Source organism: Arthrobacter sp. NPDC097144 (genome assembly GCF_044762205.1).
Classification (GTDB): Bacteria; Actinomycetota; Actinomycetes; order Actinomycetales; family Micrococcaceae; genus Arthrobacter_B.
Genome location: NZ_JBIWDW010000003.1, coordinates 484952 through 509242, shown reverse-complemented (window position 1 = coordinate 509242; position 24291 = coordinate 484952). Strand labels below are relative to the sequence as shown.

20 protein-coding genes are annotated in these 24291 nt (G+C 64.4%); 8 read left to right on the top strand and 12 right to left on the bottom strand.

Annotated elements, in window-relative coordinates; genetic code table 11:
* Positions 1 to 78: 78 nt before the first annotated feature.
* The 5 genes from ACIQXM_RS09500 to ACIQXM_RS09480 all read right to left on the bottom strand — a co-directional run bounded on the left by ACIQXM_RS09500 (position 79) and on the right by ACIQXM_RS09480 (position 4774).
* On the bottom strand, positions 79 to 699 hold the full coding sequence (locus ACIQXM_RS09500) for a dihydrofolate reductase family protein (RefSeq protein WP_400930766.1): 621 nt from the start codon (positions 697 to 699) through the stop codon (positions 79 to 81).
* A 68-nt stretch (positions 700 to 767) separates the two neighbouring features.
* Positions 768 to 1316 (bottom strand): acyl-CoA thioesterase, encoded by a 549-nt coding sequence (locus ACIQXM_RS09495; protein WP_400930764.1) that lies wholly within the window; start codon positions 1314 to 1316, stop codon positions 768 to 770.
* A 45-nt stretch (positions 1317 to 1361) separates the two neighbouring features.
* Positions 1362 to 2738, bottom strand: a complete 1377-nt coding sequence (locus tag ACIQXM_RS09490) for an APC family permease (protein ID WP_400930940.1) — start codon at positions 2736 to 2738, stop codon at positions 1362 to 1364.
* A 380-nt stretch (positions 2739 to 3118) separates the two neighbouring features.
* Positions 3119 to 3589: a hypothetical protein gene (locus ACIQXM_RS09485; protein ID WP_400930762.1), complete on the bottom strand. Its 471-nt coding sequence runs from the start codon at positions 3587 to 3589 to the stop codon at positions 3119 to 3121.
* 9 nt (positions 3590 to 3598) lie between these two features.
* Positions 3599 to 4774: a M20 family metallopeptidase gene (locus tag ACIQXM_RS09480; RefSeq protein WP_400930760.1), complete on the bottom strand. Its 1176-nt coding sequence runs from the start codon at positions 4772 to 4774 to the stop codon at positions 3599 to 3601.
* Between the two features lie 258 nt (positions 4775 to 5032).
* Here ACIQXM_RS09480 and ACIQXM_RS09475 point away from each other — a divergent pair, with 258 nt between their 5' ends.
* From ACIQXM_RS09475 to ACIQXM_RS09450, 6 genes are all read left to right on the top strand, one after another.
* Positions 5033 to 6949 carry a hypothetical protein gene (locus ACIQXM_RS09475; RefSeq protein WP_400930758.1) on the top strand — a complete coding sequence of 639 codons (1917 nt, stop codon included), beginning with the start codon at positions 5033 to 5035 and terminating at the stop codon, positions 6947 to 6949.
* Complete coding sequence (locus ACIQXM_RS09470) at positions 6950 to 7591, top strand: hypothetical protein (RefSeq protein WP_400930756.1); 642 nt, start codon at positions 6950 to 6952, stop codon at positions 7589 to 7591. It begins immediately after the preceding gene.
* Positions 7592 to 7601: 10 nt separating this feature from the next.
* Positions 7602 to 8978: a sensor histidine kinase gene (locus ACIQXM_RS09465; protein ID WP_400930755.1), complete on the top strand. Its 1377-nt coding sequence runs from the start codon at positions 7602 to 7604 to the stop codon at positions 8976 to 8978.
* Between the two features lie 76 nt (positions 8979 to 9054).
* Positions 9055 to 9789 carry a response regulator gene (locus ACIQXM_RS09460; RefSeq protein ID WP_400930753.1) on the top strand — a complete coding sequence of 245 codons (735 nt, stop codon included), beginning with the start codon at positions 9055 to 9057 and terminating at the stop codon, positions 9787 to 9789.
* 113 nt (positions 9790 to 9902) lie between these two features.
* Positions 9903 to 10784 (top strand): ABC transporter ATP-binding protein, encoded by an 882-nt coding sequence (locus tag ACIQXM_RS09455; protein WP_400930751.1) that lies wholly within the window; start codon positions 9903 to 9905, stop codon positions 10782 to 10784.
* Positions 10781 to 11974 carry an ABC transporter permease gene (locus ACIQXM_RS09450; protein WP_400930749.1) on the top strand — a complete coding sequence of 398 codons (1194 nt, stop codon included), beginning with the start codon at positions 10781 to 10783 and terminating at the stop codon, positions 11972 to 11974. Before ACIQXM_RS09455 ends, ACIQXM_RS09450 begins: the two co-directional genes overlap by 4 nt.
* A 421-nt stretch (positions 11975 to 12395) precedes the next feature.
* Here the strand turns inward: ACIQXM_RS09450 and malQ are convergent, their stop codons facing one another.
* Both malQ and ACIQXM_RS09440 read right to left on the bottom strand, forming a co-directional pair.
* Positions 12396 to 14570, bottom strand: coding sequence for a 4-alpha-glucanotransferase (gene malQ / locus ACIQXM_RS09445; protein WP_400930747.1), 2175 nt, complete (start codon positions 14568 to 14570; stop codon positions 12396 to 12398).
* Between the two features lie 40 nt (positions 14571 to 14610).
* Entirely contained in the window at positions 14611 to 14931 is a 321-nt protein-coding gene (locus ACIQXM_RS09440) for a DUF6221 family protein (RefSeq protein ID WP_400930745.1), read from the bottom strand.
* Between the two features lie 132 nt (positions 14932 to 15063).
* Between ACIQXM_RS09440 and ACIQXM_RS09435 the strand changes: the two genes are divergently transcribed.
* Positions 15064 to 15315: a hypothetical protein gene (locus ACIQXM_RS09435; protein ID WP_400930743.1), complete on the top strand. Its 252-nt coding sequence runs from the start codon at positions 15064 to 15066 to the stop codon at positions 15313 to 15315.
* On the opposite strand, the gene ACIQXM_RS09430 is transcribed toward ACIQXM_RS09435, so the two are convergent.
* The 3 genes from ACIQXM_RS09430 to ACIQXM_RS09420 form a co-directional block, all read right to left on the bottom strand.
* Complete coding sequence (locus ACIQXM_RS09430; protein WP_400930742.1) at positions 15312 to 16070, bottom strand: SDR family NAD(P)-dependent oxidoreductase; 759 nt, start codon at positions 16068 to 16070, stop codon at positions 15312 to 15314. The two genes, ACIQXM_RS09435 and ACIQXM_RS09430, sit on opposite strands and share 4 nt — an antisense overlap.
* Before the next feature lie 148 nt (positions 16071 to 16218).
* Entirely contained in the window at positions 16219 to 16473 is a 255-nt protein-coding gene (locus ACIQXM_RS09425; RefSeq protein WP_400930740.1) for a hypothetical protein, read from the bottom strand.
* Between the two features lie 274 nt (positions 16474 to 16747).
* Positions 16748 to 20224, bottom strand: a complete 3477-nt coding sequence (locus tag ACIQXM_RS09420) for a proline dehydrogenase family protein (protein ID WP_400930738.1) — start codon at positions 20222 to 20224, stop codon at positions 16748 to 16750.
* A gap of 132 nt (positions 20225 to 20356) precedes the next feature.
* Here ACIQXM_RS09420 and ACIQXM_RS09415 point away from each other — a divergent pair, with 132 nt between their 5' ends.
* Positions 20357 to 21256 (top strand): LysR family transcriptional regulator, encoded by a 900-nt coding sequence (locus ACIQXM_RS09415; RefSeq protein ID WP_400930938.1) that lies wholly within the window; start codon positions 20357 to 20359, stop codon positions 21254 to 21256.
* A gap of 70 nt (positions 21257 to 21326) precedes the next feature.
* On the opposite strand, the gene ACIQXM_RS09410 is transcribed toward ACIQXM_RS09415, so the two are convergent.
* Both ACIQXM_RS09410 and ACIQXM_RS09405 read right to left on the bottom strand, forming a co-directional pair.
* Complete coding sequence (locus ACIQXM_RS09410) at positions 21327 to 22265, bottom strand: YsnF/AvaK domain-containing protein (RefSeq protein WP_400930736.1); 939 nt, start codon at positions 22263 to 22265, stop codon at positions 21327 to 21329.
* 257 nt (positions 22266 to 22522) lie between these two features.
* Positions 22523 to 24238: a long-chain-fatty-acid--CoA ligase gene (locus ACIQXM_RS09405; RefSeq protein ID WP_400930936.1), complete on the bottom strand. Its 1716-nt coding sequence runs from the start codon at positions 24236 to 24238 to the stop codon at positions 22523 to 22525.
* Positions 24239 to 24291 lie beyond the last annotated feature (53 nt).

Genomic DNA, 24291 nt, shown 5'->3' with positions numbered 1-24291 from the left:
CCATCCTAGGGGCCCGCTCCCCCTCAGTCCAGAGACTCTAGAGACAATTCTTCGCGCAAACCCTGAGCGGGAGACCGCTTAATAATCTTCCCTGCGGCCGATGTCAGCGGTGCCGTACGGGGCACGCCGAAACCGCAGGCTCAGGGCACCTGCAGGCAGGGTCTCCACCGAGAGCAGCTGCAGGCCCACGGGCGCGGATACTTCGCTGAAGAGGCGCTTGCCGGTTCCCACCACCACCGGTAAAAGGAGCAGCCGGTATTCGTCCACCAATCCGGCACTGTGCAGTGCCTGGACCAGCCGGTGGCTGCCGTGGACCTGCATGTCGCCGCGGTGCTCCTTGAGCGCGGCAATTGCCGCCAGCGGGTCTCCTGAAACTACCCGCGTGTTGTGCCAGGGCGAGTCGACCCCCGTGGACGTGACCACATACTTCGGAAGGTGGTTGAGGGCGAAGGCAACATCATCGCCTGGGTCAGTCACCGGCTCCCAGAACGGCTGCATCAAGTCATAAGTGTTCCGGCCCATCAGAAACGAATCCGCCCTGCGGACCCAGCTGCCGATGGTTCGGCTTACTTCACGGTCCTCCAGCTGCGGGGCCAGCCAGCCGCCTCGGTCGAATCCCCCGGAACGGTCCTCGTCGGCCGCCCCGGGCCCCTGCATCACGCCATCCAAGCTCAGGTACACATTGACGGAGAGAGTCATGAACCACAACTTACGCCGCGAGGCAGGCAGGCGGCAGGCGTATTGCCCGTTTTACTGCGCCCGACGCGTCAGTTCCAGAGGTGGGGCGCGGGCCGGCGGGTGCTGGGCAGCGCACCGTCGGCCCGCCACTGCCGCACCCATTCAGGCAGCTCAAGGTCCGACGGCGGCAGGACACCGGCCGCCTTGAAGATCTCCTCGTTGCTCACCGGACCCGTCTTGGACACGAAGCGCGCGGCGATATAGGCACGGGCGTAGATTTCGCCGTCGGCCACCATCCGCTGCTCAATGTAACTGGCGCGGTCGTCAAAGCCGATGATCTTGGTTTCGATGGTGTAGCGCTGGCCCAGCTGCAGTGATTTGCGGAAGCTGATCGTCTCATTGGCCACCACGGGGTTCCAGCCCCTGCGCCGCATGGTGGCCCAGAATCCGCTGCGGATCATGAGGTCGAAGCGGCCCAGGTCCATCAGCGAAAAGTACATCCCGTTGTTCACATGCATGGCAATGTCGATGTCAGTGGGCAGCACCCGCATCGGCAATGTTGACGAGTCAAAAAAGTCCAGTTTCGGGCGCCGTCGCGAGCGGAAGAGGACCAGGAGGGTGCGGAGAAGAAGGTGCATGGACGCTATATTACTGCTCAGTAACTTAGTTGTCCCGCCCGGCTCCTACCGGCGGCCCAGTTTCGCGAGGAGGTGCTCCTCGGCATCGGGCCCGGCCTTGATGCCGGCCGGAACGCGCAGGAAGAAGAACAGGCCAACAATCCACCACAGCCCGAACAAGAGCCACGGTTCCATCCCCAGCTTTGCGGGCATCCCCGGCATGTAGAGGCTGAACAGGGCCAATCCCAAGATCGCAGCAGCAACACCGATCACCATGCCGCCCCTGCCCCGGCCGCCAATTCGGAGCGGCCGGTCCATTCCGGGTTCCCGCCGGCGCAGGATCAGGAAGGAAACAGCCACAAGGGTGTACGCCAGGACGATGCTCGGAGCTCCTGAATCCACCAGCCAGCCGAGCATTTCCGCGCCGCCGAAGGGCGCCAGGAAACTCAGTGCGCCAATGAACAACAGTGCGTTGTGCGGTGTGTGGTACTTGGGGTGCAGCTTGCCGAACCACGCCGGCAGCATGCCCGAACGAGCCAGGGAGTACATAAGCCGCGAGGCGCCCATCAGCAGCGAGTTCCATGACGTGAGAATGCCCGCGATGCCGCCGGCAATCAGGATCTTGGCCATGACATCCGAGCCGAACATGGCGCCGACGGCGTCTGCAGTGGCGATGTCGGCTCCGGCAAGTTCCGAGGCGGGCATGGCGGAGGAGGTGGTCAGGACCACCATCACGTACCAAATAGTGGCCAGGACAACGGACACCACCACCAGCTTGCCGATCTGCTTGGCGGGAATGTTCACTTCCTCGGCGGACTGGGGAATCACGTCAAAACCAATGAACAGGAACGGCACCACCACCAAGACGGCAAAGAACCCGTTCATTCCGCCGTGGAACCACGGTTCCATATTGGAGACGGCTCCGCCGGTGAAGGATCCGGCGATCATGACCACGCCGATGGCAAGCAGGAAGAGCACCACGAAGGTCTGCACGATTCCGGCTTCCTTCACGCCGCGGATGTTGATCCACGTAATCAGCACGGCGGCAACGGCACCGACCAAAGCCCACGTCAGGTGGACCTGGAACCCGGCAACTTCCCAAAGCGGGATCTGGCTCAGCTTCGGGAAAATGTACTCCGCCGTTCGCGGCAGCGCCACGGCCTCAAAAGCCACGATCGTGACATAGCCTCCGATAATCGCCCAAGAACCAATGAACGAGGTACGGGGGCCCATGGCGCGCATGATGTAGTTATGCTCCCCGCCCGCCTTCGGCATTGCCGCGCACAGTTCGGCATAGGTGAGTCCGACGACGGACATGATGACCCCACCTGCGATCATGGCGGTAACAGCCCCCATGGTGCCCGCTGATTCCAGCCATCCTCCGGTGAGGACAACCCAGCCGAACCCGATCATGGCACCGAATCCGAGGGCCAGGACGTCCATCCTGCCGAGCACTTTTTTCAATGAGGGTTCGGTTTTGAGCTGGTCAACTGCCACGCCGGAGCCACTTTCTGTCGAGCCGTTTGAGACTTCCGCCTTTGGTTCAATGCGGACCTAAAACGTACCGGCCAGTGATGCGGACCACTAAATTGATGACACTGCGAGGCTTGCGATCGCCCGGTCTGGGCGGCGCAGTGGAACGGCAGGCATGGCACCACGGCATCCGACATCCTGCGGCTGACCGGGAGCCTGGACCCGCAGGTTTTCCCTCCGCTTTGGGAAAAATCGAAGGTTATGGGAAATTCCGCCCGCTTTAAACCGGCCGGGATTTCCCAAAGTGGCCGGGATTTCCCAGACCGGCCGGAGAATGACGCCCGCTACCGCTATTTCGCCCCGGCCCGCAGAGCCTTCCATGCTCCGGTAGCCCACAGGGCCCAAATCACCAGCAGCGGCTGGAAGAACAGCCTGCCCAACCGCTTGCCGTCCGAGTCCAACCCGAAAGCGTCGGTATGCGTGACGTACTGGGAAATATTGCCGGGGAAAATCCCAATGAAAAACGCCGCAGCAACAAGTCCCACCGGAACCCTCCGCTTGCGGAGCAGAATCAGGGCGGCGCCAAGGCTGATTTCCACAACGCCGGAAGCCAGCACGACGGCGTCCTCCCCCACCGGAACCCACTCCGGGACCTGGGCCTGAAACTCCGACCTGGCGAAGGTCAGATGGGAGGTTCCGGCAAAAGCGAGGAACGCTCCCAGAGCAACGGCGCCGATACGCCGGGGCTTGGAGGACGGCGGGGCAGGACGGGTGGCCAGAGCAGCGAGGCGTGAGGCAAAGGATGCAGGAACCGAAGTCATGCCCCCAGCCTATGTCAGCCGGTTGTAAGCCAGCTGTGCAAGCGCTGCGGCCTGGTCTCCGAGCACCGAATCATCAAAAAGCACGCGTGCCGAGTGGTTCCAGGCCACTGCGGCGGGGTCCACCGACGGCGGCGTGGCCCCCAGGAACAGGAAGGTCCCGGGGATCTCGTCCAAGACCAGGGAGAAATCCTCCGATCCCATCAGCGGGTCCCGTGATTCCAACACGCGATCCTCGCCAAAGACGCCGCGCAGATCAGCCATGGCCTCTGCGGTGCGGCCCGCGTCATTGCGGGTAACGGGATAGCGGACGGTGAATTCGACGTCGGCGCTGCAGCCGTGGGCCGCGGCAATACCTTCTGCGAGCGCCTTCGATTCCAGGATGACCCGGTCCAGGGACTCCTCCGACAGGGTGCGTACCGATGCCCCAAGCTTGGCCGTGTCGGGAATGACGTTGATCGCCTCGCCCGCCTCAAGCTGGGTGACAGTCAGGACAATCGGGTCAAAAACGGAAAAGCGGCGGGTGGACATGGTCTGCAGTGCAGAGGCAATCTCGGTCAGGGCAGGGACGGGGTCGACGGCGGTCTGCGGCTGCGAGCTGTGGCCCCCGGAGCCCTTGACGGTAATGCGCAGCTCGTTGGCTCCGGCCATCAGCGTGCCCGGCTTGGTGCGGAACACTCCCAGCGGCCCGGGCCGGACATGGATGCCGTAGGCCGCCACCGGACGCTCCCCCACGGCGTCGAGCACTCCCTCGTCAATCATGAGGCTGGCTCCGTTGTGTCCCTCCTCGCCCGGCTGGAACATGAAAATGACGCTGCCCGCCAGGTCCTGCTGCTGCGCGCAGAGCAGTTTTGCGGCGCCCACCAGGCCGGCCACATGCAGGTCGTGGCCGCAGGCATGCATGTTTCCGTTGACTGACGCGTACTCCAGGTCCGTCAACTCCGTCACCGGAAGCGCATCCATGTCCCCGCGCAGCAGCACTGCCGGCCCGGGCTCGGCTCCCCTCAGCACGGCCACCACCGATGACGCCTTCAGTCCCAGGGTGATCTCCAGGTCCAGCCCCTCAAGGGCGTGGAGGATGCGTTCCTGCGTCCGGGGAAGGTCGAGCCCGATTTCAGGATCCCGGTGGAGGTCGCGCCGGAGCGCCACCAGTTCCGGAAGGATTGCCTTTGCTTCTTCAACAAACATGCTTATGGTCCCGTCGTCCGCGCCGTTGCAGGATTGCCTTTTCGGCATCTGAGCTATTAGGCAGTAAATCATCCCTTGCCCGCCAGCACAGCCGAAGCAGCGCTCATGAACGACGCCGGAGGGCAACACAGTGCCGAATTGGCAGGCGGAAGTTTTCCACAACCGCGAAAATACGCTGCCGCAGAAGGAAGAGTCCGCCGTAGGGTATGCCCCTGAGAAGTGGATTGATGAACGGCAGCAAGGTGAAGGTATAGATCGATGGCCTCCCTCGAAGGCATCCCTGTAATTGATGTTCCCTGGGCGGACCTGACGGCCGCCGTGGAAGATATGCAGGCTCGCGGCTCGTCGGCAGTGGGCATGTTCGACGCCGCGTCCTCAGCTTGGGATGAGCTGCAGCAGGTTTACAGCGAACCTTCCACCCAGGGAAGGGTTTACGCCGCGCTGAAGGACCTGCGGGATCCCCTGGTGAATTGGGCAGTGGCGCTGTCCGCAGCCTGCACTGTGCTGCAGGACTTCGCCGAGTCGGGAAAGCCTCTGCAGCGGGACGCACACGAGCTGGCAATGGAACGCTCCGGGCTTCTGAAAGCCGTTGCCGCGGAGGACTCGCCTTCGGAGGACCAGTATTCATGGGACCGGGCCATCTCCCTCTTCAACGAGCGGGCCCGAGTCCTGCGGGACAGGTGGACTGTCCTGGTGGCCGAAACCGCAGCAGAGCTGGCACGCATTTCAGGCGGAACCGGAGAGGGCCTGCCCGCAACCGCTGCAGCGGGCGGCGCCGCGCCTTCCCCTGTCAGCTGGCAGCATCCGACCGGTGCCCTGAATGGCTTCGGAGCCATGGACCCCGAATCAGTGGTGGCCTCCATCATGGATCTCAGCCCCGCTGAACTCCGGAAGTGGGCGGCGGCCAACCCGGAAGCTGCACTGATGCTCGCGGAAAATAGGATGCCGCACCACGGCCGGGACCCCGAACGCACCTTCGGCAACATCAGCGGCGGCGGTTACCAGCGCCCGCGCGGCACTCTGGCTGCGGTGCTGGCTCCCGAAGGAATTGCAGTGATCCGGAAGACCTGGCTGAACCTCACCGCCCGCGAGCAAAAACGGCTGCTTCTGCTGTATCCGGCGGAATTCGGAAACATGAACGGCATCCCGATGGCCCAGCGCGCCCTGGCCAACATCGTCACGGTTGCCGGCCAGCGGGAGCTCGTCACCCGGCAAATTGCCGCCATGGGAGGAGAGCCCCGTGCGGACAGATTCGGGCCGGCCCCGGGCGAACAAGCACTCTACACAACGCTGCACACTGTCTGGGCCGAACTGGACAGCAAGAAAACAGGGTTGGACAACGTGATTGAGAATGAACGCCAGGTGGTGATGGTGAGCCTGGAAGGGGACGGCCGAATCGTCACCATGAAGGGGACGCCTTCAGCCGGCACCGAATCCAGCACCGTCCTGGTTCCGGGGACCACCAGCAATCTGTCGGCCGTGGATGAGTATTCTGTCCGGCTGGACAGGGTTACGGGGGAAAGTAGTGCCAACCTCTCCTTTTATTGGCAGGGAACTGATTTGCCCAACAAAATCCAGGACAACGCTTCCAGCAGATACAACGAAACGGGAGGGCCCCTGCTCGCGGGCTTCGATGCCGCCCTGGACTTGGAGCTGCCGCCCGGAACAAGGAGTACGTACATCGGGTACAGCGCCGGAGCAGCGCTGGTGGGGACCGCTGAACGTGAAGGACTGAATTCCACCAACATCATTTATCTCGCTCCTTCCGGTGTGGGACACCGCGTGAACAGCGTGGCGGACACCCAAAACATGGAGGCGAACCGGTATTGGATCCAGGCCCGGGATGATCCCATCTTGGCTGCACAGTTCCTTGGCGGCATCTCGCAGGGCGGAGATCCGAAACAAATGGGCGTCACCCGGCTTGAATCCGGATTCATCAACCATGACCGGGGCGGTCCGCTGGTCTCCGGCCATGACCAGTATTTTTCCCCCGATTCGACCTCCGTCCACAACATGAAAGCAGTGGTGCAGGGCAAAAATGTCTACCTGTACGTTCCCGATGAAACCTACATAGACGAGGGAGGCGTGTGGTCGTACAGTCCGTTGCAGATTTCGCCGCAGGAATACGCGGGCCGCAGAATGCCGTCAGTGCCAGTGCAGAGTACGGAGCGATAAATGCAGAAAAAGGCTTCCGCGCTGCTGCCGCTCGCAGCGGCGGCACTATTGGTTGCCGGGATGGGAGGCTGCACCTGGATCTCAAACACCGGAATGGGGCCCGCCGCTGCCGGTCCCGGCACTGATGCCAGCCCCGCCGCTGAACTGCTGCCGGAGATGGAACTGATCCTGCCCGAACTCCTGGCCCTGGGAGGCGGGGATTCCCCGCTTGAGGTCCGGGAGTTTCGGGAAGAGTCCTGCCTTGACCCCATTGAGGATGACAACTGGAACACCGAAACCCGCCCCCTGGCGTGGATGACGGGCAGCGTTCCGGATCATGAGACTGCCCAGGCAACCATGGACGCGTGGAAAAGCCGCCTCGAAGCACAGCAGTGGATCCACGACAACGAGTGGCGCAATTCCCCGGACACCAACGGTGACGTCCAGGTCATGCTCTACCATCACGGGGAGCTGGAGCTCACCGCCCGTTACGACCACGCTGAACTCGGCGGGAGCAGGTCCGTGGAAGTGCTGATCACCGGGTCCTGCACGGAAAACCCCGCAGATCATCAGATGATCCGCTCAAGGCTGGACCCCGGCTATGGCCTGCACAGTTCGTACTACGATTACGCCGCGGAGAAGGCACAACGGGGCCGCCCCTAGACTGGCTTCCATGAGTGAGAGCGCCACCATGGCCGAGGCAGCCCCGGTCCAGGGCACCGGCTGGATCCGGGACCGGCTGCGGAAAAAGAACGACGACGACTGGGAACGTCCCGCACCTACCCGCGAACAGCTGCGGCGCGACGTACTGGGCACCGCCGTCGTGCTCCTTATCGCTGCGCTCACGCTGGAAATCAGCCGTGGTTTCGGCGTCATGGGCGGGGAGGACAGGCCGCTGTGGCTGCAGCATCTGGTGCTGGCACTCATGGTTGCGCCGCTGGCCGTCCGACGGCGTTTCCCCGTCACGGTGCTGCTGGTGTCCTCCGCGCTTTTCCTTGGCCTGGCCATGTACATGCCGGTTCTCGCCAGTCAGCTCACCTTTCAGGCCGCGTATTTCGCCTCAATTTATACGGGCGTGGCCTGGGCACGTGACCGCCGGCTGCTGCGCCTTGCGCTGGCGGCGGTGATCGCAGCGATGGCGCTGTGGCTGGTTCTTTCCTTCACCGTTTCCAACGCCTACGACTCCATCATTGACGTGTTTCGGGAAGAAGATGACACGCACCGCGGCCTTTTGCCTCCGCTGGTTTCCTACGCCTTCTACAGTTTTCTGATCAATGCCGCGTACTTTGGCGGCGCTATCCTTTTTGGCCTGACCTCGTGGCGCAGCGCGCATCAGCGTGAGCAGCTCGCCGCCCAGGCCGAGAAACTCCGCCGCCAGTCCGAGGACCTTGCCCACCAGGCAGTGGTGAATGAGCGGCTGCGGATAGCCCGGGAACTGCACGACGTCGTTGCGCACCATATCGCCGTGATCGGAGTCCATGCGGGAGCCGCCCGGCGCGTGATGGAGAAAAAACCCGAAACCGCGGCCGGAGCCCTGCAGACCATAGAAGACTCCAGCCGGGAGGCGGTGGAGGAAATGCGGTCACTGCTCGGCGTGCTGCGCGCAAGCGACGAGGCGGCCCCGACCGGAAACCAGCGCAGGCCCGAACCGGGTTTGGCGGAGCTGGACGAACTGGTGGCAGAACATCAGGCAAACGGTTTGCGGGTGTCCTTTACCCGGGTTGAGGATGTTCCGGGTGCACTTGGCACCGTCCCCGGTCCCCTGGCCCTGTCCATCTACCGCACCGTTCAGGAATCCCTCGCCAACACGCGGCGGCACTCCACTGCCGCGTCCGCCGTCGTCGCACTGCGCACCGGGCTCACCGACGGGGTTCGCTGGGTCGAGGTGGAAACAGTGGACGACGGCGCTCCCCGCCCGGGCGGGCGTCCCGGGTCCGGATTCGGGTTGCGGGGAATCCGGGAGCGGGCGGCCCTGCACGGAGGAACAGCGGAGATTGGTCCCCGTTCCGGAGACGGCTGGCGGGTGCGCGTGCGCTTCACGCAGCGCTGAGGCTTGGAGCGGGCCGAGCGGTTTTCGATAAGCTCAACGCCGGGGGCGGCAACGGGCTGCCGACACGAAGGATGCAATGAAACCAATTCGCGTACTGCTCGCCGATGACCAGTCCCTGGTACGGGCAGGCTTTGCCATGATGCTCTCCGTCGAGGAAGAGATCGAAGTGGTCGGCCAGGCGGCCAACGGCGCCGAAGCGGTGGAGTTCGCCGCCGCTCATCCCGTGGACGTCATCCTGATGGACGTTCAAATGCCGGTGCTGGACGGGATTGGGGCAACGGCCCAAGTGGTGCGGGCCGGGACCGCCAAGGTCATCATCGTCACCACTTTTGAACGCGACGACTACCTCTTCGATGCCATCCGGGCCGGCGCCAGCGGCTTCCTGCTCAAAAACGCCGACCCCGATGACCTCGTTGCGGCCGTGCACGCGGTCGCGTCCGGCCACGCCCTGCTGGCACCGGAAGTCACCATCCGTGTTATCGAGCGCTTCGCACAATCGCTGGACGCCGAGTCTGCGGAGGGAGCCGGCGCAGCGCGCGTTCCTGCACCGGCACCGGCCCAGCAGAACCTCCTCGGCACGCTGACCGCCCGCGAGCGCGAGGTCCTCAGCCACATCGCCGCCGGCCGGAGCAACGCCGAGATTGCCCGTGAACTGTTCCTGGCCGAAGCCACCGTGAAGACGCACATTTCCAATTTGCTGGCCAAGATCCAGGTCCGCGACCGGGTGCAGGCCGTGGTGTTCGCCTACGAGAGCGGCCTCATCCTTCCGGGGGAGAACCCGGCGGATTCCGGCGGCCGCAGCTGCCCCTGATGCGTTACGGGCTCACCCGCACGGCCGATCCGCCGCTTTCCCCCCGCGGATAGGGTTTAGAGGAGAAGATCCGCCTCAGATACCCCGGCCCTGCCGGGAAAGGAGCAGCCAGCATGCTGCAGGTTTCCAACCTGACCCGAAAGTTCGGGGACAAGACGGCGGTGGACAATGTCACCTTCGATGTCCCGGCCGGGCAGATGACCGGGTTTGTGGGCGGCAACGGTGCCGGCAAGACCACCACCATGCGCATGATCATGGGCGTTTTGACCGCAACGGAAGGACAGGTGCTCCTCAACGGCTCACCCGTCACCGCCGCGGACCGCTCCCGCTTCGGTTACATGCCGGAGGAACGCGGCCTCTATCCCAAGCAGCCCATCCTGGACCAGCTCATCTACTTGGGCCAGCTCCACCGGATGAGCCAGGGCGATGCCCGCCGTGAGGCCATGGACCTGCTGGAACGCTTCACCCTGGCGGGCCGTTCCAAGGACAAGCTGGAATCCCTGTCCCTGGGCAACCAGCAGCGCGTGCAGATTGCCGCCGCGCTGCTGCACCGCCCCAGCGTGCTGATCCTGGACGAGCCGTTCTCCGGACTGGATCCGGCCGCCGTGGATTCAATGGTGGAGCTGCTGCGTGAGCGCACCAGCGAGGGCGTGCCGGTACTGTTCTCCAGCCATCAGCTGGATTTGGTGGACCGGCTCTGCGATAACCTGGTGGTGCTCAAGGCCGGACGGGTCATGGCCGCAGGATCCAGCGACCAGCTCCGCGCCAACGCTCCCCGCAGGCACCGCCTCACAGTTTCACCCGATGCCGGCTGGCTGCGGGATGAGCCGGGGCTTCGGGTCATCGACGTTGCCGGCCCCACAGCGCTGCTGGAGTTCGACGGCGGTGCCGGCGCCCAGCACGTCCTCGCCGCGGCCCTGGCCCGGGGCACCGTGGAAGAATTCACGCCACTGCGGCCCACCCTCAGCGACATCTACCGGGAGGTTTCAGCATGAGCACCACGCCCGCCTGGGCCATAGTCACCCTTCGCGAAGTCATGGTGAAGGCCCGGGACCGCGGTTACCTCATCTCCACGGTGGTCACCCTCGTCCTGATCGTCGGCGCCGTGGTGTTTAACGCCTACATGAGCAGCCGCACCACCGAGTACACCGTGGCGGTGACCGCCATGCAGAGCACCGCCCTCGACAATCCCGCCACAGAAATCGTGGACGCCGCCAATGAAGCAGCCCAGGCCGACGGCGGCGACACCCGTTTTGAAGCGGTCTCGGCGGACACGGCTGAGCAGGCCGAGGAACTGGTCCGTTCCGGGGAGGCCGACGCCGCGCTCCTGGCGGCCTACGACGGCTGGACACTAACAGGCAACGAAGAACTTCCCGCCGGCCTGCAGCAGGGCATCGCCGACGCCCTGCGCGACTATGCCTTGGAGTTCAACGCCGTCGGAGCCGGGACCACCCCCGAGGCGCTGCTGGAAGGCAGCGAGTTCCAGACCGCCCTGCTGAACGGCAACGCGGAAAACGCCCTGCTGGCCACCATTGTCGGTTTCGTGTTCAGCTTCCTGTTCTACATGGCGTCCATCATTTTCGGCATGGCGATTGCCAACTCCGTCCTGGAAGAGAAACAGAACCGGGTGGTGGAGATCCTGGCCACGGCCATTCCCATCCGGCAACTGCTCTACGGCAAGGTGGCCGGCAACACTCTGCTCGCCATGATCCAGCTGGCCCTGTACGGAGGAGCCGCACTGCTGGCACTGAATCTCACGGACACCGCCGATCTGGTGGGCAGCATCATTCCCGCCTCCGGCTGGTTCCTGGTGTTCTTCCTCGCCGGCTTCCTGATTCTCGCCTCTGCCTGGGCCATGCTCGGGTCAATGGCCAGCCGCAGCGAGGACCTGACCAACAGTTCCACGCCCGTCATGACGGTGATCATCGCGGCTCTCTTTGCCGGCATGTTCGCGAAGGGGCAGCTTTTGGTCATTGCGTCCTACGTGCCCGTGATTTCTTCAGTGGCCATGCCCATCCGGATGCTGGGCTCGGAAGTACCACTGTGGGAACCGCTCCTGTCGCTGGTGATTGCCCTGGCCGCCGCATATGCCCTGCTGCGCTTTGGCGAGAAGATCTACCGGCGGGCAGTCATGCAAAGCGGTGGTGCCCTGACGCTGCGCAAGGCAATGAAGCTGGAGTCCTAGCCGAAGGAAGTTTTCCACATGCGGGGCGGACACCGTGCCGCACCCCCCGGTCCCTGTCTAGGGTGGCGGTCCCTGCCCAGGGTGGGCAGGGACTGAGGGGGAAGAGGATGAAGTATTCCGTAGACGTGCCCGCCGTTCAGTCAGTGCTCGGGAGAGTCACAGCTGAAGCCGCTGCGCTGAACGAGGCGGGCAACGCCGCGAAAACTGCAGGCGATGCCGCTGCGGCCCTCTTGGGGACCGCAGCGGAGGTGTCGGAAGCCTTCGCCGGATTCTGGAAACACCGCGATGAAGTGGGGCAGCAGGTTTCCTGCCTGGTGTTCCGCAGGGCCGACAGAGTTGCGGATGCCGCCCGGGCCTTTGCTGCCGCCGACGAACAGATGACGGACACGGCAGGGCGCGCGCTCGCCGCAATCAGCACGGGCTATACAGCGCGCGCCCAGATTGCGTCCTTCATCAGGTCCGTCAGGGAGTTGAACCTCTCATTGGACGGCAGGTCCTCCAGCAGGATGGCCTCGCCGTCCGGCCCGCAGAGCGGAATACGCCAGTTCGGATATTCATCCCCGGTGCCGGGCTGGTTCTGGGTGCGGCGCTCCCCCACGGCGTCAGCCAGAGCCACGCCAAGGAGCACGGACGGAGTCTGCAAAATGTAGGCATGGAGCGCTTCGACCGTCTGCTGGACCTGTTCCGGAGCGCGGCCGTCCGCGTCTTCGGGCAGCAGGCCCCGGCTGCGCACCAGGGACAGAACGGCTTCCTGGGCGGCGGCGTCTGCCTCCCGTTCCTCCTCCACCGGCCGGTTCAGCAGGCCGAGCGACTCGCGCAGGTCAACATGTTCCCCGGCCAAATAACCCGCGGTGGGCGGCAGGTCGTGGGTGTTGACGCTGGTCAGTGCTCCCTGCCGGTACTCTTCCGGCGGCCGAGGTCCCTCATCGGTGTGCTCGAACCACAGGATGGAAGTGCCCAGTACGCCGCGCTCGGCAAGATACTCCTGCACCCAGGGCTCGAACACCCCCAGGTCCTCGCCGATGACGACGGCGCCGGCACGCTGGGCTTCCAGGACCAGGATTCCGATCAGCGCTTCGTGGTCGAAGTGCACGTAGGCACCCTCGCCCGGAGTTGACCCCTCCGGGATCCACCACAACCGGAACAGTCCCAGGATGTGGTCCACCCGGATACCACCGGCATGGCGGAGTACCGTGCGCAGCATGTCCCGGTACGGGAGGTATCCCGCGTCCGCCAGACCCTGCGGATGCCACGGCGGCTGGCTCCAGTCCTGGCCCTGCTGGTTGAACATGTCCGGCGGCGCTCCCACTGAAACTCCGGGGGTCAGCACCGGGCGCAGCATCCACGCATCCGCGCCGGCCGGGTGCACACCCACCGCGAGGTCGTGAACGACGCCGATTTCCATCCCTGCGCTCCGGGCCGCGGCCTGTGCGCTCTCCAGCTGCTGGTCGCAGATCCACTGCAGCCACTGGTAGAACTGCCCGCGTTCTGCGAGCTCACGGCGGTGTTCCCTGACCCAATTGCTGTCCGGACCGTCAATCAGCTGCCACCGGGGATCTCCGGCCGGGACCTGCTCGGAAATGGAGCACCACAGGGCGAAGTCCTGCAGCCCCTTGCCTTCCAGTGCGCAGAACCGCTCAAACTGCTGCTGGCGGGAAATGCTCCGGGGCACGGAAAAAATCAGTTCCAGGGCTGCGAGCTTGGCACCGTAGGTGGCGTCCCGGTCCAGCTGCTCAGCGGACGAGTTGGCCGCTGACAGGGACTGGGCTGCCGCTTCCACGCGGGCCCGGTCCGCAGCGGAGAGATAGCCGTACTCGGGAATGTCCTCAACGCGGATGTAGAGCGGGTTGAAGAACCGGCGGGTGGTGGGCAAATACGGCGAGGGCTCCACCGGAGGCACCGGTTCTGCGGCGTGCAGCGGATTGATCAGGAGAAAGCCGGCATCATGTTCGGCGCCGGAGAGGGCAGCCAGATCTGCCAGGTCGCCGAGGTCTCCGATGCCCCAGGACCGGGAGGAGCGGACCGAATAAAGCTGAGACATCAGGCCCCATGTGCGGCGGTGGGCGAGTGCCGCCGTCGTCGTCAGCCGCTCCGGCGTGACTACCAGGACGGTGCCTGCGCTCAGGCTCCCCGCCTGAACCTCGATGCGGTGCCAGCCCAGCGGCAGGTCCATCGGAAGGGCAACCAGGGTTCGGCCCGTCAGGGTACCGGCAACGTCCAGTTCTTCTCCGGGCACAGCCGGCCATTCGAGGTTCCGGCGGCTGCCGTCTTCCAGGACGATCCAGCCCTCTGCCCGGACCCCTGCCGGAAGGTGGACGGGAACCTGCCGGCTCCGGCCTTCCCGGAGAACGACGGCGCCGGGCAGGATCCGGCACCACGGCTTCAGCTGTGCATCCGCAACGGCCTGAGCCAGCTCTTCCTCGGTTTCGGTAGCCTCACCCAAGGCAGCCAGCACCCTCCGGAGAGTCTGATCGGAGACCTCACGCCGCGTTCCATCCCAGCCGTTGAACGTTGTGGCCACGTGATGATATTCGGCAAGACGGTGCAGGAGCGCGGTGCTTCCCTCGGATACGCCAGTGGAATTCGGTTCAGTCATGTTCTAAGGGTACTAAGCCGGCCGAAGGTACTAAGCAGCCTTAGCTTCGTTTTCCGGTGAGGCGCCAGGTGTCCTGATAATCGGGGTGGTCCTGGTATGCAGCCGCCATGGAGGCCAGCGCCAGTGTTGTCCACTCCAACTCATCCGCGAACTGTTTGCCTTGCCCGTCCGGATCCAGCAGCATGCGGGCCAGGGCATTGCGCCGGGCACCGCCGATGATCTCGATCAGCATCAGCTTCGCCTCGCACTCGCGCAGCAGCCGTTCCTCGTACCACCGGTCCGACGGGGAAACACCCCTGGTCGTCAGGAGCTTTCGGGACTCCCCGGCGTCGTCCTGAAAGCGCGTCAGAAGGAAATCCACGATATCCATGTCCCCGATCGTACAGACGCTCAACGGGGCGCGTCAGGGCTGCAGGCGAAAACGCCCATGCCGGTGAGGGAATATTTTTCGCAGCGGCTTGGTTGACATAACTAGTCAAGAGAAAGAGGCCCCGTGCCAGCAGTCAGCACGCCCCAATATTCCCCAGCCACCCGTTCCAAGCGGGTCCGTAACATTCGCTCCATTCGCCGCGGTGATCACGTTGAAGTGCGCAGCGGCGGCCACATCTATTACCGGGGTGAGGTTCGGGACACCGCTCCCGGGCTTGGCACCATCTGGATCCGCGAAGATGATGAAGGAACCCGCACGGCAGTCAGCGTTGAAGACTTCAGCATCTGGAAAATTTCGGGCGGCGCAGGCCGCTAGCGGTCCATCAGCGCTCCGGCGCTGATGTTCAAAGTGGCGGCAGTCATGCTGGCAGCCCGGTCCGAGGCAGCAAACGCTGCCGCGTTACCCACCTCCTTCAGGGTTGCGGCGCGGCGGAGCAGCGTGGCGTTTTCAATGCTGTTGGCGATGTCCTCCCGGCCGTCCATCCCGGGCGGCAGGGATTCGGGAATTCCGCCGCTGCGCAGCGTCACGACTCTGATGCCGAACGGCCCCAGCTCCACCGAAAGCTGGCGCCGCATGGCTTCCATGGCTTCGAAAGCCGTGAGGAGCCCGCCCAGATAAAGCCCCGGCTCCGGATTGCCGGAACCGCCGAAAGCCAGGATCACCCCCGATCTCTGCTGCATCATGTGACGTGCCGCCGCCCGCGCGGTCAGGAACATGGTCTGTACAGCAGTGGCCACCGGCCGCAGATAATCCTCCACGTACATGTCCACCATGGGTGAGCCCTGCACATCGCCGTGCTGGATGACGTTCACGGAGATGTCCAGGCTCCCTGCCGATGATGCAACGTCATCAGCATGTTCATCCACTGCCCGGCTGTTGGTGGCATCCAGCACAGCTGTTTCCGCAAGGCCGCCGCTGGAGGCAATGTCCCCGGCGACTGCCTGCAGCGGTTCCGGGTGCCGCCCGGCTAAAAATACACGGGCGCCCTCCTCCGCAAAGGCACGGGCAACTGCTCCGCCAATGGCTCCGCCGCCGCCGTAGATCACGGCATTTTTGTTGTTGAGCAGCATGGGGCCTCCCGGGCTTGCCGATGCGGGTTTCCGGGCGGATGTCCGGAGCTGAGGCTGTCCATCATGGCACTGCAGGCATTGGCACGGACAGGGGCCCGGACTGTTGTCCGGGCCCCTGCGGCGTATTCGACTGATGATTTATCCGCTGCTACCAGCGGACCTTTTTCTCCCTCCGGCCCTGCTTGCCGAAACTGTGCGTGGGCTTGTGGTCCTTGCCCATGCTCTGCCATCCGGGAAGGGCCGTCCCGGCTGCAGCGGCACCGGTTATGCCGGCGCCCTCCGTGCCAAGCTTGGCCGCCGCAGCGGGAGCAAGATTTGCCGTTGCCGCCGGCGTACCGGGGTGGGCTATCCCCGGCACAACTGCCGGCAATGATACGGATCTGTTCTTTTTGGATGATGCCATGGTTGATCTCCGGACTCTTCAGGTACCGGCCGGGAACTGCACTGATCATGGCTGGCCTACCCGGGCGATACAGGGATGGTGTCAGCGACAGAAGTGGTGACGCGGCGCCGCGGATTGCGGGTGCAGCAAGAGTGCAGCAGCGAATCCGGCAGTTCGGCGCGGGGTGCACCTACTCGTAAATCAGTTCCATGGGCACAACTTAACAACAAAAGACGGCACCGGGATAGACCCGGTGCCGTCTTTTTCCCGGATTTTTTCTCCCCGGGAATGGAGGTTAGATCAGGGCGTCCGACAAATGGTTCGGCGTTCCGAAGCGGTGAGCCGTGATGCTGACGGCCTGCTCATGCAGGAACGGCAGGAGCTCCACGCGTCCGGCTTCGGTCACCGGGTTCGCGTAGACAGCCACGTCCGGCCGCCCGCCAAGGGCCGTTGCCAGCGCCGAAGCATCGGAGCCGATAAGCCGGATTCGTGTTCCGGACACCGCAGGGTCGAACGTTGCCGCGGAGGCCAGCCAGTCGGCGTCGTTCTCCTCGGCCACCGGGATTCCCTGTTCCGTCAGGACAGCGCGCAGCGCCAGCGGGAGTTCGACGCCGGTGGAGACGCGGAGCGCGGATCCGGCCAGGAGCCCGGCTGCGGCAACCCGAACCAGCGCATCGACCGGCTGGTTTTCGGACAACCGGATGGTCACCGGCAGCGGCCGGTACCGGAAGACGTTGCGTTCGGCACTCAGCCCGGAGACATCCTTGGCCGTACCAAACTCGTCGGCCCAGGCAGCGGCATCGCTGCTCAGTGCCCGCTGCAGGAAGTCGGCGTCGGCGGCAAAGCTGCCGGATACTGCTGTGGCCAGGAGCTTTGCTGCGCCCTGATGGCGGATCGGGGCTCCGGTTGAGGTGGCCGCTGCGGGCTCCCACTCCCCCAGGCCCATGAGGTAGTTGGGACCGCCGGCTTTGGTTCCGGTTCCCACTGCGGACTTCTTCCAGCCGCCAAACGGCTGGCGCTGGACGATGGCGCCGGTGATGCCGCGGTTGACGTAGAGGTTGCCGGCGGAGATGTTCTCCAGCCAGACATCCATTTCCGCCGGATCCAGTGAATGCAGGCCGGAGGTCAGCCCGTAGTCAATCTGGTTCTGCAGCGCGATGGCTTCTTCGAGGGTGTCGGCAGTCATCACGCCAAGGATGGGACCGAAGTACTCCGTGAGGTGGTACTCGGAACCGGGGCGGACACCGGTGCGCACGCCCGGGCTCCAGAGACGGCCGGAGTCGTCGAGCTGCTTCGGTTCAATCAGCCAGGACTCGCCTTCGCCGAGCACCGTCAGTCCGCGCAGCAGCTTGCCTTCAGCGGGTTCAATGATCGGACCCATCTGTGTCACGGCTTCAACCGGGTAGCCGACCTTCAGGGACTGGACGGCGTCCACGAGCTGGTTGCGGAAGCGCGGGGACTTGGCCACCGAGCCCACCAGGATGACCAGGGAGGCTGCCGAGCACTTCTGGCCGGCGTGGCCAAAGGCGGAGGCCACGACGTCGCGGGCCGCCAGGTCAAAGTCGGCGCTGGGCGTGACGATGATGGCGTTCTTACCGGATGTCTCCGCCAGCAGCGGCAGATCCGTGCGGAAGGAACGGAACAGTTCTGCCGTTTCGTATCCGCCAGTGAGGATAACCCGGTCCACGGACGGATCCGAGATGAGCTGGCGGCCGAGTTCACGCTCGCCCAGCTGCACCATCTGCAGGACGTCGCGGGGAACGCCTGCTTCCCACAATGCTTCCACCATGACAGCTCCGCTGCGCGCGGACTGGCGGGCAGGCTTGATGATCACGGAGGAACCGGCAGCCAGGGCAGCCAGGGTGGAACCGGCCGGAATGGCTACCGGGAAGTTCCACGGCGGGGTGACCACGGTGAGCCGGGCTGGGACGAAGCGGGCGCCGTCGATGGTTTCCAGGTCCTTGGCACGCTCTGCATAGTAGTGCGCAAAGTCGATGGCTTCGGAAACCTCGGGGTCTGACTGGTCCAGGGTCTTGCCGGTTTCGGCAGCCATGACCTCCATCAGGTCCGCCCGGTGATCTTCGAGGACGGATCCCGCCCGGTGCAGGATTTCAGCGCGGTCGGCACCGCTGAGGGCGGCCCAGCCTTTGCTGGCCGAGACCCCCGTTTCGATGACGGCGGAGAGCGCTTCTTCATCGGCAACCCGGGCATCAGCCACGGCTGCCTTGCCCAGCGGGGATTCCCCAACGCGGGTCAGGATGGAGCGGCCCCAGGCCTGGTTCGCCGGCAGCGACGGATCGGTGTCCGGAGTGTTGGTGAAGCCCTGGTTCACGGCGTCGGCGCCGCTGGATACGGCGGGGCGCGGCTGGCTGCGGTCCTGCGTGCGGTTCGGCGCGGGAACCCGGTCATCCAGGTTTTCCAGCGAGCTGAGGAAACGCAGCTTCTCCCGCTCGAAGAGGGCTTCATTCTCACTGAGTTCAAAAACGGCCGACATGAAGTTCTCTGAGCTGGCGCCCTCTTCGAGGCGGCGGATCAGGTAGGCGATGGCGACGTCGAACTCCGCCGGGTGGACCACGGGCGTGTAGAGCAGGAGCGATCCTACGTCCCGCTTGACTACCTCGGCCTGGCCCGTGGCCATACCCAGCAGCATCTCGAATTCGATGCCGCCGGTCACGCCGCGCTGCTGGGCGAGCAGCCAGGCGAAGGCGACGTCGAAGAGGTTGTGGCCTGCGACGCCGATGCGCACATTGGCGACCCGGTCCGGGTGCAGGGCGTAGTTGATGACCCGCTTGTAGTTGGTGTCAGTCTCCGCCTTGGTGCCGCAGGTGGCCAGCGGCCAGCCGTGCAGGGATGACTCCACCTGTTCCATGGGCAGGTTTGCACCCTTGACGACGCGGACCTTGATGGGCGCTCCGCCGTCCGCCCGGCGGGCAGCGGCGAATTCCTGCAGCCGCATCATGGCCGAGAGGGCATCGGGGAGGTATGCCTGGAGCACAATCCCGGCTTCGAGGTCCTTGAACTCCGGCATGGACAGGAGCTTGGTAAAGACCGCCATGGTCATCTCCAGGTCCTTGTATTCCTCCATGTCCAGGTTGATGAATTTCTTCTGCGCGGAGGACGCAGCCCGGCGGTAGAGCGGGGTGAGCTTTTCCACCACATGCTCAACGGCTTCATCGAACGCCCAGTGCGAGTGGGGGGAGACGGTGGAGGAAACCTTGATGGAGACGTAGTCGACGTCGTCCCGGGCCAGGAGTTCGTGGGTGCCTTCGAGGCGGCGGGCAGCTTCACGTTCGCCGAGAACTGCTTCGCCCAGGAGGTTCATGTTCAGCCGGATGTCATCCTTGCGGATCCCGGCAATCGCCTTGCCGAGGCGGGCGTCGGTGGCGTCAACGATGAGGTGTCCCACCATGCGGCGCAGTACCTTGCGGGCTACAGGGATGACAACGTGAGGCAGCACCGGCGCCATGACTCCGCCCAGGCGGACGGCGGAGCGCATGTACCAGGGCAGGAAACCGGGCACGCGGGGTGCGAGGGCGGCGAGGTTCCGGCCGGCCACACGGAGGTCTTCGGGGCGGATCACGCCGTCGACGAATCCCACGGTGAAGTCCAGTCCGGAGGGATCTTTCAGCACGCCTGCCAGCTGTGCGGCCGAGGCATCGACGGGAACGCTTTCAGCCTCGGAAAGCCAACGGCGCACGAGCGCCACGGCGTCGGCAGCGAGGGCCTGGGGGGTGTCCGATCCCGTGGTGGGTTCGGCAACGGTATTGCTCATGCGTAGTGCTCATTTCGACGTGCAGATGGTGGTATTCCTCTAAGTATCCGCACTATTTACCATTAGGCAAAGGTACCTTTTCTAACTGATATAGGTTAGTTTTACTAATCAATTCCTATGGAGGTGAAAACTGTGCTCGATGTGCGCCGCATGACCCTTCTGCGGGAGGTGAAAGTTCGGGGAACACTGGCTGCCGTGGCCGAGGCGCAGGGGCTGAGCCCGTCCGCAGTGTCGCAGCAGCTGGGGCTGCTGGAAAAGGCAGTGGGTGTGGAGCTGCTGCGAAAAACAGGCCGGGGAGTGCAGCTGACACCGCAGGCCGAAATCCTGGCAGCCCATGCCTCGGACATCCTTGAATCGCTGGAACGGGCCGAAGCGGAGCTGGCTTCTTCGCTGACCTCGGTCACCGGGTCCATCCGGGTGGCAGTGTTCCAATCGGCGGCCCTGGCGCTGCTGCCCGGAGCGCTGCGGACCCTGCGGCGCGAACATCCGGAGCTGCGGGTGGAGATGGTGCAGCGCGAACCCGAGACGGCGCTCTACGAAACCTGGGCACGGGACTTTGACCTGGTGATTGCCGAGCAATACCCGGGACACTCAGCGGTGCGGCACGCGGAGCTGGACCGGATGCACCTGACCTCCGATGCAATCCGGCTTGCCGTTCCCCATGAAGGCCTGCCTCCGGTGCAGTCTTTGGCGGACACCGCAGAGCTGCCGTGGGTCATGGAACCCAGGGGCGCCGCCTCCCGGCACTGGGCGGAGCAAGCCTGCCGGCGGGCGGGATTCGAACCGGATGTACGTTTTGAAACGGCTGATCTGCAGGCCCAGATCCGGCTGATCGAATCGGGAAATGCCGTGGCACTGATGCCGGACCTCGTGTGGACCGGGCGCGAACCAAGCGTGCAGCTGCTGGATCTGGAGGGCATTCCGCGGCGAAGCATCTTCACTTCAGTTCGGCGGGCCGGAGCAAAACGGCCCGCCGTCCTGGCCTGCCGGGAGGTGCTGGAGCGCACCGCACGGCAGGTGGCGGTCCTGTAGCCCGCAGGGAATTGCCGGCACAATGCAGGGCCCCGGCTGACGCCGGGGCCCTGCATTGACGCGGCTTCAGTTATCTGTCGGAACCGTGGTGTCCGCCTGATCCCTGGTGTCCGTCGGTTGAATCGGACCTGCGGATTCCGTCATCGGTCTCGATCTTCTCTTTGCGGACTTCCTCGGAGACGCTTTCCGTATCCGTGACCGTTTCCGTGTCCATCCGCACCCGCTCCACCGGAACCGTCTTCTTGTTCACCACGGGTTCCTCGGCGTGAAGCGTCACTTCATGCTCTTCTTCGCTGATCTCGGGTCCGGACATTGCCGAATCGACGTTGGCGTCGGTGATCGGTTCCCTCTCGATCCGGACCTCTTCATGGCTGACCGGAACCTGAGTAGTCACGGTTTCCGTGACGACGTACTTCCGCAGCCGGGCCTTGCCGCTCACGCGGGACTGGGTCCCCACGTCCAGCTGCTCTTCCGAGCGGGTCATGGCGTCGTCGGTGGTGGGCCCTGAGGTGTCCCGTCCCACGGTGGCATCCGACGAGAATCCGGAACGGCTGATGTCGCTGTCATCGCTGAAATCCGAATCGACACCTGACCCGACACCCGACCGCGTGCCAGTGTCCACGCCCGTGTCCGTCATGGTTCCGGCGCTCATACTGGTGGTGTCACTGTCGATGTCCGCGCTTCCGTCGTCGTACGAGAATCCGTAGTAGCGGTAAAGCGTCACTTCCTCTTCCGGACTGATGGAGCCGTCAGACTCAACCTGCGGAGAGTTCTTGATCTCGTCCTTGGAATACGGAACCAGGACATCCACGCCCTCCACCGTTGCTTCGCTGAGCGGAACGAAGGACTCGTTGCTGCCGAACAGGCCGGTGTTGACCGTAACCCATGCGGGCTCGTTGGTCTGGTCATCCAGGTAGAACGTTCCGACGGCACCAATCTTGTCTCCGTTGGGTCCCAGGACGTTGCCTGAGCCGGCCATAAGACCTTCAACTTGCTGATTGCTGATCATGCTGTTCTCCTTCAGCTGCGAACTTCACCGTTGTCCGGCGCTTATTCACGTAGGTCCGGAGATTGACCGGCAGGTCGTAGGGCGAACGGTGAAGGGATCAGGACCTGATCAGCCTTCCGACTGCGCACCAAAATCCGGATGAGCCTCGTGAGGACCCTGTTGGGCGGCTCGTATGGTAAACAGGCCCGGAATCCCAAGCCTGCTTACTATTCCAGCCCACCCGGAACACACCGTCAATAGGTAGTGCTGCCGGAGAGCTACTTCGATTCGGTCAGCAGCTCACGCACTTCACGGCGAAGCACCTTGCCCAGCAGGGACTTGGGCAGTTCGTCAATGGCCACGATGCGGCGGGGAACTTTATACGGGGTCAACCGCTCCCGGCTCCAGGCCCGGAGAGCTGCTTCGTCCAGTTCGGCGCCCTCGGTGAGGACTACGGCAGCCACTACCTGCTCGCCGCCGTCGGCCCGGGGCAGTCCCACCACGGCAACGTCGGCGATGGCCTGGTTGCTGCGCAGCACTTCCTCCACCTCGGTGGGCGAGACGTTGAATCCGCCGGTGATGATCAGTTCCTTCCGGCGGTCAACCACCTTCACAAACCCGTCGTCGTCCACGGTGACAATGTCGCCGGTGCGCAGCCAGCCGCCGTCGAGCAGAACCTGCTCGGTGTCCTCGGTGTTGTTCCAGTAGCCGGAGAACACCTGCGGGCCGCGGATCAGCAGTTCGCCCGGGGTGCCCTGCGGAACATCATTCTCCGGGTGTTCGGGGTCCGCCACGCGCATTTCGGTGCTCGGGAAGGGAACACCGATGGTCCCGTTGCGCCGGGTGTCGGCAAAGGGGTTGCCCAGTGCCACCGGAGAAGACTCGGTGAGGCCGTAGCCCTCCACCAGCAGACCGCCGGAAACTTCTTCCCAGAGCTTCACCGTGGCTGCCGGCAGCGTCATGGCGCCGGAGATGGCAAAGCGGATGGTGGAGAGATCAATGCCGCGCTTCTTCGATTCCAGCGCCGTCTTTTCGTAGATTGGCGGAACAGCGCAGAACACCGTGGGCTTGGACTTCTTGGCGGCATCCAGCACCAGGTCCACGTCGAACTTGGGGAACAGCACCAGCCGCGACCCGGTCAGGACGGAGAAGGTGAGGTAGAGGGTCAGGCCAAAGGCATGGAACATCGGCAGCACGCCGTAAATGACTTCCTTCCCCTCTTGGGCGCCGTGCATCCAGGCCTGGCCCTGCAGGGCGTTGGACCGCAGGTTGTAGTGGGTCAGCATGACACCCTTGGGAATGCCCGTTGTTCCGGAGGTGTACTGCAGAGCGGCCAGGTCCCGCACCGAGGGACGGGGGTGGGCGCTGTCGATCGGGCCGGACGAGAGCAGCTTCTCCCAGGACATGGTGTTCTCGGTCTTGGCGGTCAGCCCTGCCCTGGTGCGGCGGAGCGAGGGCAGCGGAAGCCTGAGCGCCATGCGCTTGAGCCGCGGCATCGCCTTGGTGATATCCACGGCAATGACGGTCTTCACGGCAATGTCGTCCGGGAAGTCCTGGATCTTTTCGGCGGCCTTGTCCCAGATAATGGCCACCTGCGCGCCGTGGTTTTCAAACTGGTGGCGCAGTTCGCGCTCCGTGTACAGCGGGTTGTGGCCGACGACGACGGCACCCAGGCGCAGCACAGCGTAGAAGGCGATGAGGTACTGCGGGCAGTTCGGCAGCACGATCGCAACACGGTGTCCGCGGCGCACGCCCAGCCGCCGCAGACCCTCCGCTGCGCGGTTTATCTGGTCTCCCAGCTGGGAGTAGGTGGTTTCGGCACCAAAGAATTCCAGCGCCACCTTGGGCCCAAAGCGGACGACGGCGTCCTCCACCATGGCGGTCAGGGACTCGGTGGGCAGTTCAATGGTTGCCGGAACGCCGGGCTGATAGTTCTTAACCCACATCGGTTCCTGGGCGGCAGTCATTGAGGAAGCTCCTTCAGTTTGATTAATTCCGACTATAGCGACGCGCCGCGCCTGTGGATAAATTTCTTGTCCTGTGCCAC

Bases quoted from the DNA above. Each gene is read 5' to 3' on its own strand.
- ACIQXM_RS09480 (WP_400930760.1), bottom strand. From the start codon at position 4,774: ATGTTTGTTGAAGAAGCAAAGGCAATCCTTCCGGAACTGGTGGCGCTC.
- malQ (WP_400930747.1), bottom strand. From the start codon at position 14,570: ATGACTGAACCGAATTCCACTGGCGTATCCGAGGGAAGCACCGCGCTC.
- ACIQXM_RS09425 (WP_400930740.1), bottom strand. From the start codon at position 16,473: ATGGCATCATCCAAAAAGAACAGATCCGTATCATTGCCGGCAGTTGTG.
- ACIQXM_RS09430 (WP_400930742.1), bottom strand. From the start codon at position 16,070: ATGCTGCTCAACAACAAAAATGCCGTGATCTACGGCGGCGGCGGAGCC.
- ACIQXM_RS09500 (WP_400930766.1), bottom strand. From the start codon at position 699: ATGACTCTCTCCGTCAATGTGTACCTGAGCTTGGATGGCGTGATGCAG.
- ACIQXM_RS09495 (WP_400930764.1), bottom strand. From the start codon at position 1,316: ATGCACCTTCTTCTCCGCACCCTCCTGGTCCTCTTCCGCTCGCGACGG.
- ACIQXM_RS09465 (WP_400930755.1), top strand. From the start codon at position 7,602: ATGAGTGAGAGCGCCACCATGGCCGAGGCAGCCCCGGTCCAGGGCACC.
- ACIQXM_RS09460 (WP_400930753.1), top strand. From the start codon at position 9,055: ATGAAACCAATTCGCGTACTGCTCGCCGATGACCAGTCCCTGGTACGG.
- ACIQXM_RS09420 (WP_400930738.1), bottom strand. From the start codon at position 20,224: ATGAGCAATACCGTTGCCGAACCCACCACGGGATCGGACACCCCCCAG.
- ACIQXM_RS09410 (WP_400930736.1), bottom strand. From the start codon at position 22,265: ATGATCAGCAATCAGCAAGTTGAAGGTCTTATGGCCGGCTCAGGCAAC.
- ACIQXM_RS09475 (WP_400930758.1), top strand. From the start codon at position 5,033: ATGGCCTCCCTCGAAGGCATCCCTGTAATTGATGTTCCCTGGGCGGAC.
- ACIQXM_RS09485 (WP_400930762.1), bottom strand. From the start codon at position 3,589: ATGACTTCGGTTCCTGCATCCTTTGCCTCACGCCTCGCTGCTCTGGCC.
- ACIQXM_RS09455 (WP_400930751.1), top strand. From the start codon at position 9,903: ATGCTGCAGGTTTCCAACCTGACCCGAAAGTTCGGGGACAAGACGGCG.
- ACIQXM_RS09490 (WP_400930940.1), bottom strand. From the start codon at position 2,738: ATGGACGTCCTGGCCCTCGGATTCGGTGCCATGATCGGGTTCGGCTGG.
- ACIQXM_RS09450 (WP_400930749.1), top strand. From the start codon at position 10,781: ATGAGCACCACGCCCGCCTGGGCCATAGTCACCCTTCGCGAAGTCATG.
- ACIQXM_RS09470 (WP_400930756.1), top strand. From the start codon at position 6,950: ATGCAGAAAAAGGCTTCCGCGCTGCTGCCGCTCGCAGCGGCGGCACTA.